At 41.2% G+C, this 14,422-nt stretch carries 15 protein-coding genes; 12 read left to right on the top strand and 3 right to left on the bottom strand.

All coding sequences use genetic code 11. From position 1 onward, the window contains the following. Position 1 precedes the first annotated feature (1 nt). Positions 2 to 1,159 carry an ATP-binding protein gene (locus ABGT15_RS13925; protein ID WP_367232064.1) on the bottom strand — a complete coding sequence of 386 codons (1,158 nt, stop codon included), beginning with the start codon at positions 1,157 to 1,159 and terminating at the stop codon, positions 2 to 4. Positions 1,160 to 1,282: 123 nt separating this feature from the next. Between ABGT15_RS13925 and ABGT15_RS13930 the strand changes: the two genes are divergently transcribed. The 9 genes from ABGT15_RS13930 (at position 1,283) to ABGT15_RS13970 (ending at position 11,226) form a co-directional block, all read left to right on the top strand. Then, positions 1,283 to 2,086, top strand: coding sequence for a DUF4382 domain-containing protein (locus ABGT15_RS13930; protein ID WP_367232065.1), 804 nt, complete (start codon positions 1,283 to 1,285; stop codon positions 2,084 to 2,086). Positions 2,087 to 2,239: 153 nt separating this feature from the next. Beyond that, positions 2,240 to 3,244, top strand: a complete 1,005-nt coding sequence (locus ABGT15_RS13935; protein WP_367232066.1) for an AAA family ATPase — start codon at positions 2,240 to 2,242, stop codon at positions 3,242 to 3,244. Between the two features lie 84 nt (positions 3,245 to 3,328). Next, entirely contained in the window at positions 3,329 to 4,195 is an 867-nt protein-coding gene (locus tag ABGT15_RS13940) for a DUF58 domain-containing protein (protein ID WP_367232067.1), read from the top strand. A 3-nt stretch (positions 4,196 to 4,198) separates the two neighbouring features. Then, complete coding sequence (locus ABGT15_RS13945; protein WP_367232068.1) at positions 4,199 to 5,800, top strand: hypothetical protein; 1,602 nt, start codon at positions 4,199 to 4,201, stop codon at positions 5,798 to 5,800. Next, a complete protein-coding gene (locus ABGT15_RS13950) occupies positions 5,800 to 6,801 on the top strand; it encodes a vWA domain-containing protein (RefSeq protein WP_367232069.1) in 1,002 nt (333 codons plus the stop codon). Before ABGT15_RS13945 ends, ABGT15_RS13950 begins: the two co-directional genes overlap by 1 nt. A 2-nt stretch (positions 6,802 to 6,803) precedes the next feature. Next, a complete protein-coding gene (locus ABGT15_RS13955; protein WP_367232070.1) occupies positions 6,804 to 7,844 on the top strand; it encodes a vWA domain-containing protein in 1,041 nt (346 codons plus the stop codon). Continuing rightward, entirely contained in the window at positions 7,844 to 8,590 is a 747-nt protein-coding gene (locus ABGT15_RS13960; protein WP_367232071.1) for a tetratricopeptide repeat protein, read from the top strand. The genes ABGT15_RS13955 and ABGT15_RS13960 overlap by 1 nt, the downstream gene beginning before the upstream one ends. Positions 8,591 to 8,658: 68 nt before the next feature. Continuing rightward, positions 8,659 to 10,473 (top strand): BatD family protein, encoded by a 1,815-nt coding sequence (locus ABGT15_RS13965; RefSeq protein ID WP_367232072.1) that lies wholly within the window; start codon positions 8,659 to 8,661, stop codon positions 10,471 to 10,473. Positions 10,474 to 10,482: 9 nt separating this feature from the next. Next, positions 10,483 to 11,226, top strand: coding sequence for a tetratricopeptide repeat protein (locus ABGT15_RS13970; RefSeq protein WP_367232073.1), 744 nt, complete (start codon positions 10,483 to 10,485; stop codon positions 11,224 to 11,226). A 17-nt stretch (positions 11,227 to 11,243) separates the two neighbouring features. Here the strand turns inward: ABGT15_RS13970 and ABGT15_RS13975 are convergent, their stop codons facing one another. Beyond that, positions 11,244 to 11,777 carry a CvpA family protein gene (locus tag ABGT15_RS13975; RefSeq protein ID WP_367232074.1) on the bottom strand — a complete coding sequence of 178 codons (534 nt, stop codon included), beginning with the start codon at positions 11,775 to 11,777 and terminating at the stop codon, positions 11,244 to 11,246. 173 nt (positions 11,778 to 11,950) lie between these two features. Between ABGT15_RS13975 and ABGT15_RS13980 the strand changes: the two genes are divergently transcribed. Continuing rightward, positions 11,951 to 12,307, top strand: coding sequence for a hypothetical protein (locus ABGT15_RS13980; RefSeq protein WP_367232075.1), 357 nt, complete (start codon positions 11,951 to 11,953; stop codon positions 12,305 to 12,307). A gap of 75 nt (positions 12,308 to 12,382) precedes the next feature. Beyond that, entirely contained in the window at positions 12,383 to 13,402 is a 1,020-nt protein-coding gene (gene pheS, locus ABGT15_RS13985) for a phenylalanine--tRNA ligase subunit alpha (protein WP_367232076.1), read from the top strand. A 33-nt stretch (positions 13,403 to 13,435) separates the two neighbouring features. Here pheS and ABGT15_RS13990 read toward each other — a convergent pair whose 3' ends face one another. Continuing rightward, a complete protein-coding gene (locus tag ABGT15_RS13990) occupies positions 13,436 to 13,888 on the bottom strand; it encodes a copper resistance protein NlpE (protein ID WP_367232077.1) in 453 nt (150 codons plus the stop codon). 90 nt (positions 13,889 to 13,978) lie between these two features. Between ABGT15_RS13990 and ABGT15_RS13995 the strand changes: the two genes are divergently transcribed. Then, a complete protein-coding gene (locus tag ABGT15_RS13995; RefSeq protein WP_367232078.1) occupies positions 13,979 to 14,386 on the top strand; it encodes a hypothetical protein in 408 nt (135 codons plus the stop codon). The last annotated feature ends 36 nt before the right edge of the window (positions 14,387 to 14,422 follow it).

A 14,422-nucleotide genomic window follows, 5' to 3' on the forward strand; every position in this document is an offset into this window, starting at 1 on the left:
GTTAATTATACTTGACTTTGCGTAATACCCGCATGGTTTCCTTAAAGTAAATGTAAGCTGTTTGGTTGTCCAGTGTTTTTAGAAAAGGTTTGGCTTCAATCAGCTTTATTTTTGCCTCTTCAAAACCGTTGAGGTAGCAAATCATCAGGGTGGAAGGCAAATTCTCCAGATCCTTGCTTTCGCGGCCTGATAAAGCAATGCCCTTTTGTAATTTCTGGATCAGTGCCAAATTGGAATTGTAAATGTGATGCAGCATCTTTCGGTTGTATTCCGGCGGTTCGAATAGCATCTCCGAATCCATTTTGTAATATCCGTTGTCGTAAAAATGCAGCGTTACTTTTTCCAGCGGATAGTAACTCGTTTTGTCGTTCAGTCCTAAGGGCACGTATTCGGTAATCGAAAATGTCCGTTCGTCGTACTCAATGGTTACTTCATCCAAAGCCGAATAAAACAGCTTGACCTGTTCGTTAATCAGCTCAATGTCTACCCTTGAGAAAAACGTTTTCTCGCGGATTTTCTTCTTGTTTCCCGCCCAACACACCACGAAAAGTTCTTTAAATACCTTATACCTAGGGTTCATGTCCTTGTGGCGGTTGTTCATAAAGTCAATGACACCTTCCAGCGTGTGGGCTATACTGTTGCGGGAATTGTTTTCAATGCTGATGACTGTTTCTGTATTCTGGTTCTTGGTTTTGATGGAACTCGGAATCTCGCCAATGTCTTCCACCGGCATTGTATTGCTGCCCCTGCGGACAAAAACCGTTTTGGCTGTAATAGTATGAATCCCTTTTTTGAAGAAAGAAATTTTGTTGTTGGGTTTGATGGTCACCAACCCGACCACTTTGTCTTTGGGCAGGTTCGGAAACGGTACATTTTCATATTGAATTTTCGGCGGGTTTTCCAGGAAAGCATTCACCAGGTTCTGGATGCGACTGTCGTCAAAAAAATCGTCACCCACAATTTCATTGTCCATATCCTCGACCCCTACCACGATATACGAATTGTTCATCGGGTTGGAATTGGAGAGTGCGCAAATGTGCTTCAGGAACTTGGCCTTGCCTTCTTTGGTGTGGAGGTTTAACTGTCGCTTCTTATCATAGAAACTGTTCTCATCGTGGTGAGCCAACAGGTTTTTAATAAGAAGTCGTTTGTTAATCATTTCAGAATAAAATTCGTACTAAAAAATATAAATTTTCTATAAAAGAGGGTTAATTTATGTTAATAATAACAAGAAGACGGTCAAATACACGTTATGAAATTACTAATTTAAAAACAGTTTCCCATGAAAAATTTCAAAAAGTATTTGTTAGGATTTTTGGCCTTTGCCTCCATTTCTGCCGTATCGATAAGTTGTAGTGATAATGACGATACTGAGGGAACTTCCAGAGTAACTGTACGAATGACAGATGCCCCGGGCGATTACGATGAGGTCAATGTGGAAGTCGTAGACGTAAAAATCAAAAGTAGTGCCGATACCGGCGAGTCCGGCTGGGTAAGTATCGGGAACATTAATCCAGGTGTGTATAATTTGCTTGATTTGACAGGAGGAATCAATGTTCTGTTGGCGGATAATGCGGTTCCTTCCGGTTTTTTAGGACAGATCCGTTTGGTGTTGGGTGATGACAATACCGTTGTAAAAGATGGGGTTAGTTATCCCTTGAACACTCCAAGTGCACAGCAATCAGGCCTGAAACTACAGATAAATCAGACCTTACAGGCAGGAGCAACGTACAATTTTCTTTTAGATTTTGACGTGGCACATTCTGTGGTTGTGGAGGCCGGCGGTTCCGGTAATTACAACCTGCATCCGGTCATTCGGGTAACCACTGAAGCCACAGGCGGAATTATTACCGGTAGTGTAACGCCATTAGGTATTCAAGTAATGGCATCCGTTCAGGTAGGAGATACAGCGGTAACCGCATTTACTAACGAAGCCGGCGTTTTCCAATTAAACGGAATTCCATCCGGAACCTATACCGTAACTTTAACACCGGATGCGGCTTCCGGATTGACCATTTTAACTGTTGAAAACGTTGTTGTGGTTAACGGAGAAGTCACCAATATGGGTAATCTGGTACTTCAATAAGTTAAAAGAACTCAAAAAAAGTATTAAAAGACAGCTAAAACCTTAGCTGTCTTTTGTTTTTTAACCAATTATTAACAACAAACGACTAAATTAATTTTCAATTTGCAGTGTTAAAATATCTTATTAATTTCACGGCTCAAAAAAATGACACCAATGGATGAGAATACAACTACTCTGGATATTAGAGCAATCAATGAAAAAATAGAGAGGGAAAGTGCTTTTATCGACCTGCTTACCATGGAAATGAACAAGGTAATCGTGGGTCAGAAAAACATGGTAGAACGTTTGCTTATCGGGCTTTTGGCACAAGGACACATCCTTTTGGAAGGGGTGCCGGGACTGGCAAAAACCTTAGCCATTAATACCTTGTCACAGGCTGTACACGGAAGTTTCAGCCGTATCCAGTTCACGCCGGATTTATTGCCTGCCGATGTGGTGGGAACCATGATATACAACATAAAACAAAACGACTTCACCATAAAAAAAGGGCCTATCTTCGCTAATTTCGTATTGGCCGATGAAATCAACCGTGCTCCTGCCAAAGTACAATCGGCACTTTTGGAGGCGATGCAGGAAAAACAAGTGACCATTGGGGATGAAACGTTTAAGCTGGACAAACCGTTCCTGGTAATGGCGACTCAAAACCCGGTGGAACAAGAAGGAACCTATCCGTTACCGGAAGCACAGGTAGACCGTTTTATGCTGAAAGTAGTGATCGACTATCCGAAAATGGAAGATGAACGTTTGGTCATCCGTCAAAATTTAAACGGAGGTTTCGAAAAAGTAAATCAGGTCGTTTCCTTAGAGCAAATCTTAAGAGCTCAACAAGCTGTTCGTGAAGTATACATGGACGAAAAAATCGAAAAGTACATTCTGGATATTATTTTTGCCACTCGTTATCCGGAAAAATACAAATTAGCAGATTTGAAACCTTTAATTGGTTTCGGAGCTTCTCCTCGTGGAAGTATCAACCTGGCGATGGCAGCGAAGTGTTATGCCTTTATCAAGCGAAGAGGGTATGTTATTCCAGAAGATGTTCGCGCCGTTGTACACGATGTGTTGCGTCACAGAATCGGGATTACGTATGAAGCCGAAGCCGAAAACATCACTTCGGTAGACATCATCAACAAAATTGTTAACGAGGTAGAAGTGCCTTAGCATTTAGTTTACAGTTTACAGCCCCGGTGAACAGCTTATACTGAAGTTACTGCGACTGAAAACTGCGACTGAAAACTAATTAAGATGGATACCAAGGAATTACTGAAAAAAGTACGTAAAATTGAAATTAAAACCCGAAGATTGAGCGATCATATCTTCTCGGGTGAATACCATACGTCGTTTAAAGGACGCGGAATGACCTTTTCGGAAGTGCGTCAGTATCAGTTTGGCGATGATGTTCGGGCCATTGACTGGAATGTAACCGCACGTTATAACGAACCCTATATCAAGGTTTTCGAAGAAGAGCGCGAACTCACCATGATGTTGATGGTGGATTGCAGCGGATCGCAAAGTTTCGGAACCCAAAATCAGCTGAAAAGCGAAATCATCACGGAAATTGCCGCCACTATGGCGTTTTCGGCTACCCAGAATAACGATAAAATCGGATTGATCTTATTTTCCGATCAAATCGAATTGTTCATACCGCCTAAAAAAGGAAAATCACACGTCCTTCGTATTATTCGTGAATTGATCGAGTTTCAGCCCAAAAGCAAAAAAACCGATTTGTCACAGGCTTTGAAATTCCTTTCCGGTGTACAGAAAAAGAAAGCCATCGTGTTTTTGATTTCCGATTATATGATTTCCGATTACGAACAAACCTTAAAAATAGCCGGAAAACGACACGATGTAACCGGTATCCGAGTGTATGACTCCCGTGAAGAATCCATGCCGAATGTAGGAATGGTCACCATGGAAGACGCCGAGACGAGCGAAGTTCTGGTTGTTAATACCAATTCGAAAACGGTGCGTTTGGCGTATGAAAAGAACTATCAGGAAAAGGTGAAGTACTTCAAAGAAACGTTTTCAAGATGTGGTTCCGGTACCGTGAGTATTCGTGTGGATGAAAGTTATGTGAAAAAATTACTGGGATATTTTAAATCGAGAGGATAAGGAATGCTTAGAAAAACATACATATTTCTTTTTTTACTATTGGCATCTTTTGGTTTTGCGCAACAACCGGTGCAAACCCATGTGGATTCTACAAAAATCAAAATCGGTTCACAATTCAATCTTACCCTCAAAGTTAAAGGAACAAAAGAAACCCGGATAGCTTTTCCGGAGGTGAAAAATATAGGTCAGTTGGAAGTGTTGGAGTCTTACCCGATTGACACCGTTAAGAAAGATGCGGCGTATGAGTTCATCAAAAAATACGGATTGACACAATTTGACTCCGGCCGTTACGTTATCCCGAGAATTCCGGTTTTAATCGGAAACAAGCAATTTCTTTCGGATTCGGCGGTGGTGGAGGTAAACCCCGTAGTGGTAGATACGCTGAAGCAAAAAATGTATGACATTAAACCGGTTATGGCGCCAAAAGAAGCTTCTTCGAATTTCTGGTGGTACCTCTTGGCTTTCGTTTTGCTTTGTGCTTTAGGCTATTTGGGCTATTGGTGGTATAAAAAATACAAAAACCGTTCAGTTGAGGAAGAAATTGTTTACGCTTCCCCAATTGAAAAAGCCACGAGCCTGCTTCAGGGCTTGGAGAAAAAATCCCTTTTGGAACAGGGCGATGTGAAGTCCTATTATTCTGAAATGACCGATATTACCCGTACCTACATCGAAGAAACGGTGCACATCCCGGCTATGGAAAGCACGACCGACGAATTGTTGGAGGCCATGAAAAAAGCGGCGATGAAAAAGAAAATGGGCATCCGTCAGGAAACCATGGAAACGTTTGAGAAAATTCTGAAAAATGCTGATTTGGTAAAATTCGCCAAGTCCAAACCGATGGATTTCGAAATTGCCGAAGACCGTAAAAACATTGAAAACATCATTCTTACGATCGATAAATCGCTTCCAAAACAGGAAGAAGATGAAGGAAGTCTGGAGTACGCCCGATTACAAGAAGAGCAACGTCGTAAAAAGATGCAAAAACGCAAGCAACTTGTCGGTTTTGCCGTAATATTTACGGTCTTTTTTACATTGGGAACTTATTTCTTTGATAAATACAATCTCTTTGGCGAATCTACCAAAGAGATGTATGAAAAAGATTGGATTACCAGTGAATACGGAAATCCGGGTATTATTATTTCCACACCGGATGTTTTAAAACGTAAAGATGCTGCTAAAGAAGCCGGTAAAGAAGTAATGGCTCAGGTAAAGGAAATGCAGTTGTTTGAATATGGTGGTTATTTTGATGATTATTACATGATGATTGCCACGATGAAATACAAGCAGGAAACCAAGATAGAATTGGATAAAGCCCTTGAAGGTGGTTTACAGGCGATGGAAGCGAAAGGAGCGCAGGACATTATCATCAAAACCGAAGATTTCAACACGCCGGAAGGTCTTTCCGGACGAAAAGCTTACGGAACCCTGAACATGTTGGATAAAATCAGCAAACGTTCTGTAAAAGTGTATTACGAGTATGTGATTTTCAGCCAGGAAGGCGGATTGCAGCAAGTGTTGTTGTTCTATCCGGAAGGTGATGAGTACGGAAGTAAAATCACGACAAGAATATTAGAATCCTTAGAACTTAGAAAAGCAGCACCGTAATGAAGAATATCACCTTTGCTAATCCGGAATTCTTTTGGCTGTTTTTGGTACTGCCAATAGTCATTGCTTGGTATTTCTGGAAGAGGAAACAGTTTGCACCAGTCTTAAAAGTGAGTTCTGTACAAGGATTTAAAGCAGCGAGTTCTGTTTTGCCGAAACTGAAGCCATTGTTGTTTGTGTTGCGTATGTTGGCTTTAGGTGCTTTAATAGTAGCGTTGGCACGACCGCAATCCACAGATGTAACGAATAAATCAAGAACCACAAAAGGTATCGACATCGTGATGTCCATTGACGTTTCGGGAAGTATGCTGGCCAAAGACCTAAAACCGAACCGAATGGAGGCCTTGAAACGAGTGGCATCCGAGTTCGTGGAACAACGGATTAACGACCGTGTAGGCTTGGTGGTTTTTGCTGCCGAAAGTTATACCAAAACACCTGTAACTAGCGACAAAGCAGTTGTTTTGCAGGCTTTGGACGGGATCAAATACGACAATGTGTTGCAGGACGGAACCGGTATCGGGGTAGGATTGGCTACGGCGGTGAATCGTTTGAAAGACAGTAAAGCCAAAAGTAAAGTCATCATTTTATTGACCGATGGGGTAAACAATTCTGGGTTTATCGATCCGATGACCGCTTCGGAAATTGCAAAGGAATACGGAATCAAAGTATACACAATCGGAATCGGAACCAACGGAATGGCGGAATTTCCATATGCCATCGCACCGAACGGACAATTTTTGTTCAAGCGCATGAAAGTGGAAATCGATGAAAAAGTCATGAAAGACATTGCGACCATGACCGGCGGAAAATATTTCAGAGCGACGAGCAATCAGCGTCTGGAAACTATCTATAATGAAATTAACAAACTGGAAACCACCGAAGTAATGGAACAGCGCTTCTATAATTACGATGAAAAGTACCGTTCTTTCGCTTTTTTAGCGTTAGGTTTTCTAGTGTTGGAACTGTTGTTGCGTAAAACCCTTTTCAGAAGTTTTATCTAATTATGTGGGAATTTGACGAACCAAAATATTTTTACCTGTTAGCCTTTCTTCCGATTGTGCTGTTACTTTTCCTTGTCAATCTGTATTGGCAGCGTAAAAAACAGAAAGAATTCGGAGATTTGGAATTATTGAAACAGCTGAGCCCGGAGAAATCAACATTCAAACCCGTTTTAAAACTAATCGTGGTTTTGTTAGGATTGGCCGCTTTGGTGGTAGCCTTAGTGAATCCGAAAATCGGGACCAAGATGGAAACGGTGAAACGTCAGGGCGTCGATATCGTTTTTGCAGTGGATGTTTCCAAAAGTATGTTGGCCGAAGACCTTGCCCCGAACCGACTGGAGAAAACAAAACAAGTCGTTTCACAGATTATCAATCAGTTGGGAAGCGATCGCATCGGGATTGTGGGGTATGCAGGAAGCGCTTATCCGGTATTGCCGATCACCACCGATTATAGTGTGGCCAAAATGTACCTGCAAAGCATGAATACCGATATGGTTTCCTCTCAGGGAACGGCTTTAGGCGAAGCTTTGAAAATGGCGTCCTCGTATTTTGACGACCCACAAACCAGCAAACTGATCATCATGCTTTCCGACGGGGAAGACCATGGCGAAGGTTTCGAGGAAGCATTAGAAGAGATCAAAGACAAAAAAATAAAAGTCATCACCATCGGTATCGGAACGGAAAAAGGAGGGCCGATTCCGTTGCGTCATAACGGCGTGATTGAAAGTTTCAAAAAAGACCAGAACGGCGAAACGGTTATCACGAAACTGTATCCGGAAACTCTGAAAACCATTGCCAAAAATGCTAATGGCGGTTATGTTTTCGGAGGAAGTACCAAAGAAGTGTTGGAGTTTGTGAAAAACGGACTGGACAATTTAGAGAAAACCGATTTTGAAAGCCAGCAGATTGCCAACTTTGAATCGCAGTTCCAATGGTTTTTAGGATTAGCGTTTTTCCTGTTGCTGCTCGATGTTTTCTTTATGGAGCGCAAAACCGCCTGGGTAAAGAAACTGAACTTGTTTAATGAAAAGAAGAAAGCCTGATGAAGCAGTTTGTACACTATATGTTTTTACTTTTTTCCGTGACGCTGCTGGCACAGGAGAAGGATAAAAATCTGCCTAAAGGAAACCGTCAGTTCGAGGAAAAGAACTATGCCGAGGCGGAAGTTGAATACCGAAAATCGCAATTTAAAAATCCGAAGGCGGCCTTATCGTCATATAATTTAGGGAATGCTATTTACCGTCAGAACCAGCCCGGAGAAGCTAAATTTTCCTATTCCAGGGCGATTTCTGAAGCCAAGACCAAGCCGGAACGACATAAAGCCTTTCATAATTTAGGCAATACGCTTATGGCGGAAAAAAATTATCAGGAAGCTGTAGAAGCCTATAAAAATGCGCTGCGCAACAATCCGAGCGACGACCAGACCCGCTATAATTATGCTTTGGCGAAACAAAAATTAAAAGAAAGTCCTCCGAAAAACAATAAGGACGATAAAGATAAAAATAAGGATCAGGATAAAAACCAGAACCAAAAAAATCAGCAAGATCAAAAGAACCAGGACAAAGACAAGCAGGATCAGAAAGACCAGCAAAATAAGCCTGACGAAAGTAAAAAAGACCAAAAAGAAAACCAGAATAAGGAGCAACCCAAACCCCAGCCAAGCGGTGCTACCAAACAACGAATGGAAAGCATGCTGGATGCTCTGAACAATGAAGAAAAGAAAATTCAGGATCGCATAAAAGGCAAGGAAGTGAAAGGCAGTCCGAAAAGGGTCGAAAAAGACTGGTAATCCGTTAGAAAATTTGAAAAGGAGACAAGTTGAAAATTGTCAGGAAATGAAAAAGGGAATCAATAAGAATGAGAAGTAAAGGGATTTTAATACTACTGTTACTCGCTGTTCAGGCAGTTTTTGCTCAGGTAGAATTTAAGGCAACCGTGAGCAAAAGCAGTATCGGTATAAACGAGCGCCTGCGTGTGGATTTTACCATGAACGATGACGGGGATAATTTCGAAGCACCTTCATTCGAAGGGTTCAAGATTTTTGGCGGTCCAAACCAATCCGTAAACTATTCCTGGGTGAATGGGAGAAAATCTTTCAGTAAATCGTATTCGTACTTTCTGATGCCTACTAAAAAAGGAACATTCACCATAAAACCTGCGTCCATTGAAATTGCCGGAAAGATCTATAAAACCAATTCGGTAAAAGTAACGGTAGGTAATGCCGTAGCACAGCCCGAACCGGAAGAAGAGGAAGATCCGTTTGCCATTATTTTCGGAAACCGAAGACCAAGACAAGTTCCGACACCGCCACCACCGCCCACTTTGAAAGGAGACGGAATCCATTTGGTGGCCGAAATTTCCAATACAAATCCGTATGTGAATGAGCCGATTACAGCGGTTTATAAATTGTACGTGAGCCCGTACGTGAGCGTGAGCGATTTTAGGGAATCGGAGAGTCCGAAATACAATAATTTCTGGAGTCAGAGTATTGATGTGAAGAATCTTACGGTTCAGATGGGGAAATACAACGGAGAAGATTATCGTTATGTTGTCTTGCGAAAAACGGTGCTATATCCACAAAAATCAGGAAAATTAAACATAGAACCGTTGACCTTAGACATTAGCATGCAGGCACCAACCGGACGCCGTGATATGTTCGGACGCATGGAATATGCCAATGGGACTAAAAAAATATCAGCAGGGGCTAAATCCATAGCGGTGAAAGCCTTGCCTGAAAACGGGAAACCCGAAGATTTTGCAGGAGCCGTAGGGCATTTTGATTTTCAGGTGAAGCCTTCAAAGACTACGTTGAAATCAGGTGAATCGCTACAGCTTGTGGTAAGTGCGGCCGGAAAAGGAAACATGAAATTGTTTACCTTGCCCAAACCGGTAGTGCCAAATGCTTTGGAAATGTACGATCCGGAACACAAGGAAAACGTGACCACACCGCTTACCGGTATGCAGGGAACCATTTCCGATACCTATACCATAGTGCCGCAATACAAAGGCACGTACGTGATTAAGCCGCTAACATTCAGTTATTTTGATCTGAATTCAAAATCGTATAAAACCATTGGCTCTCAAGAAATAAAGATCAATGTTCTGGACGGGCCAATGCCAACTTCCGGTGATGCAGTGGCCTCTCATGAAAAAAATGCGGTGAGTAAAACGGATCAGTTTGCTTTCGTGAAATCCAATGCCAAATTGACACCGATTGAAAACAATGATTTTTTGGGTTCCACTTTGTTTTACACTTTGTTGACAGTTCCGTTCTTATTCATTCCGGTTATTATTTTGGCAAAGAAGAAAAAAGAAGCCATTGATGGTGATGTGGCCGGTAACCGGATCCGTCAGTCGAACAAACTGGCTAAGAAATTTTTGTCGGAAGCCAACAGGCAAATGGGTAATAAAGCACTGTTTTACGATGCTATGGAACGCGCACTTCATAATTTCCTGAAAGCAAAACTTCATATTGAGACTTCGGAAATGACTAAAGAAAATGTCCAGGAGTTATTGATTTCCAAAAAAGCAACAACACAAACCGTTTCCGATTTTATGGAATTAGTGAATAATTGTGAATTTGCCCGTTATGCACCATCGACCAACGTGGCTATGCAGCAAGATTACGATAAAGCCGTAAGCGTGATTTCAGAATTGAGTAAGCAGATATAAACCGAAAACATGAAAAAGTTAGTCTATTTATTTTTATTGGTTGCTCAGACGATTTTCGCACAAGCTGCTTTTCAGAAAGGGAACGAATTGTATAAAAAGGAGCAGTTTGAAGAAGCAGTCGTGATGTATGAAGGCATTCTGAAATCTGGACAAGAGTCAGCAGAACTGTACTTTAATTTAGGCAATGCATATTATAAATTGCACAAAGTAGCCCCGGCAGTTTACAATTACGAAAAGGCTTTGTTGTTGCATCCAGACGATACCGAGATTCAAACCAACCTGAAGTTTGCCCAGAAAATGGCCATTGACGAAATTAAGGTCGTTCCGAAAGTAGGGTTTTCACAAATGCTGAATGAAACTTTGGATGTTTTTCACTACGACACTTGGGCCGGAATTGCCACAGTGTTCTCTGCCGTATTTTTGTTGTTTTTTATAGGGTATTATTTTGGTAGAACTTCGCTGATGAAACGTTTGTTTTTTGTTGGGATGATAATCGCTTTACTGCTAATTCTTCTTAGTACAGTAGCGGCGTTTATTGAGCGGAACAACTATAAAAGCGACCGTCCGGCCATTGTTTTTGCGGAAGTCGTTTCTGTGAAAAACGAACCGAAATCCACAGCTCCGGATGCGCTTGAACTTCATGAGGGAACCAAAGTGTACGTGTTGGAAACCCAGGACAACTGGTGCAAAATTGAATTAACGGACGAAACCCAAGGCTGGATAGAAAAAACAGCGATTAAGGAGTTGAAGTAGTTTAAAGTGATCAGTAATTAAGACTCTGTTGGTTTCGAATGCTTATCGGTACTGTTTTTCAAATCGGCAAACCAATCCGTTACAACGGGCAATAGCATTTCCGAAGTTTTTAAAACCGGATGGAAAAGTAGTGATTGTTCCTGAGTGTCTTTAGCGATAATCATGTTGTTGCGGTTTACTTTTTGGAACAGACTCAGCACAATTCCTAGTAACAATATCGTTTTCAATACCGCAAAAACACCACCGCCAATGCTGTTAACCCAACCCAGAAATGCGAAATCAGCAATTCCTGTAAAAATTTTGGCCAGCAAATGAATCGCGATTACGACTACAAGCAGGGTTAGCACAAATGCCGTGACCTGCACCGTTTTCGGCGACCATGAAACAGCGTTTTCCAGCATTGCTTTGATGACATAGGAAAATTTAATCGCAGCATAAATTCCGATAAAAAAGGCAATCAGTGAGGCCAGTTCAACAAACAAACCGTTCCTTAAACCTTTTATTAATCCGAAAACGAGTAAAACCGTTATAATTATATCGATAAAATTCATCGTTAAAAGAATAGATACAGCGACAAAGATAAAAGAAGCGGGAAAAGTAAAAAGTAAAAAGAGAAAAGACTTTTCTGAAACTACAATTCTCGTTAGGCAAGTCACTATCTTTGCAGCGTAATTTTATGATACGTGAACTCATAATTCATATTCATAATTCATAATTTTTAGAAATGTCAAGAGATGAACAATTAAAAACCCGCTGGGATGCAGTGGTAAACATACTTTCCAATCAGTTTGCCGAAGGGGATATCCTTGATTTGGATGCCATTATTTATTTGATTGGCCTGCAGGAATTAGGGCAACTCAATCGAAAATTCAAGAAAGACGAAAAGTTAAACTTGATGCACATCGCCATCTGTCGTTTGCTGGAGCCTTATGGGTATTACGAATTTGATTTTTTCGATGAAGAAGGCTGGCCCCATTATCAGGTAAAAGAACAATTGCCACCACTGAAAGCCGGAGAGCAATCGGTACTGATGAAAGAAGCGATTGTAAATTACTTTTTAGAAAAAGAATTGATTAATTAATCGGTATTAAATTACTAATTACTGTTTACTAATCACTTAAAAAAGTTTAAATTTGCATCCAATTACCGCATGACGATGACAGATAAGATTAAAGAATACATTGGTGAAGCACAGGCTTTTACCACCGATAACAAAGACACTTTAGAAGCCTTCCGAATTAAGTTCTTAGGAAGTAAAGGTTTGTTGAAAGACCTTTTCGCTGAATTCAAAAACGTACCGAACGATCAGAAAAAAGAATTCGGTCAGGTAATCAACCTTTTGAAAACCACGGCGGAAGACAAAGTAAAAACCATTCAGGACGCTTTGGAAAGCAAAGAAGTGGCGGGTGGTTTGTATGGTGATTTGACACGTCCAGGTGAGCCTTTGGTAATCGGTTCGCGTCATCCGATTTCGATTGTAAAAAACCAGATCGTCGATATTTTTTCCAACATCGGATTCAATGTGTCGGAAGGTCCCGAAATCGAAGACGATTGGCACAACTTTACCGCATTAAACTTGCCGGAATACCATCCGGCGCGTGACATGCAGGATACGTTTTTCATCCAGACCAATCCGGATGTGTTGTTGCGTACGCATACTTCGTCCGTTCAGGTGCGTTATATGGAAGGTAATAAACCGCCGATCCGTACGATTTCCCCAGGGCGTGTGTTTCGTAATGAAGCCGTTTCGTCGCGTTCGCACTGTATTTTCCATCAGGTGGAAGGTTTGTACATCGACCAGAATGTTTCCTTTGCCGATTTAAAACAAACCTTGCTGTATTTTACGAAAGAAATGTTCGGAAAATCCAAAATTCGTCTGCGTCCGAGTTATTTCCCGTTCACCGAGCCAAGTGCGGAGGTAGATATTTACTGGGGCTTAAAAACAGAAACGGATTATCGTATCACCAAAGGAACCGGTTGGTTAGAAATCATGGGTTGTGGTATGGTGGATCCTAACGTTCTGAAGAATTGCGGTATTGATGCCGACAAATACAACGGTTTTGCCTTCGGTATGGGTATCGAACGTATTGCGATGTTGTTGTACCAAATTGGCGATATCAGAATGTTTTACGAAAACGATGTGCGTTTTCTGGAACAATTCAAGTCCAGTATATAAAACAAAAGCTCCGAATTTCGGAGCTTTTTTATTTTAATGATTTTTATTCAGCACATAATTGGTTTTCAAAGCGCCTTCAATTTCTTTTCCATCGCCGTCTAACATCGCCAGACAGCCTTCTTTTACTTTGTAACTCGTATTGTTGCCGTTTTTGTCTAGCGTGATAATGCTTCCGGATGCATCAAATACAAAATTACCTTTTGTTAGTGTCGGTTGCTTTTCCCTGTCCTGATATAAAACAGACAATTCAAAAGTTTTGTCTTCGTTTAACGTAACTTTCGTTTCGATGCCCGGACAATCGGCACAAGGAATTACACCTTCATACATTCCCTGCCAGTCTAAAGCGTTTTCGGAGGTGTGGCTGTCGGAAATCACAACCGTAGTGTCAATGTCTTTTTCGGAATTTTCATTTTCATTTTTACTGCCAAATTCACAACCAAAAATGGTTAAGTTCAGGGCAAACAATGTCGGAATAAGAACTTTCATACGTTGAATTTTTAATGCTTCTAGAAGCGTGTGGTGTTGTAAAATTACGGAATATTTATAGTAAATTTGCAGACTTTAATTTACAACGTTATGCAAAAGGATATTAGTATACCAACTGTCGAAAATGTGTATGTGGCAGCCGTTCAGGAATGGAACGATGACTTTATGGAAAATTCGTGGTATGTGCATTTGGTGAATGATAGCGATGCAAAGTTGGAAATGGCTATCGTGGTTTCCCGCGCGTACGGACAAATTAACGGTGAAGATCGAAAAACCGGAACCTTTCGTCATGCGTTTAAAGAAGTGGAACCGAATGCAGCCGTGAAAATTGAGTTGCTGGAAAACAATGTCCTTCAGCTGAATAACGAGTTTATGGTAACCTTTTTTATCGGTGATAAACTTTATGATAAAACTTACGTGTTTCGCACCAATACGATCAACGATAAAGGAATGGTGGACATCCCGGTAATGCAAAAACGCGGTATTTTGGTGAAATAACCCATGATAAAACCCATCGATTTAGGGAAGTAATTC

It is taken from the genome of Flavobacterium enshiense, from assembly GCF_040750275.1.
GTDB lineage: Bacteria > Bacteroidota > Bacteroidia > Flavobacteriales > Flavobacteriaceae > Flavobacterium > Flavobacterium enshiense_B.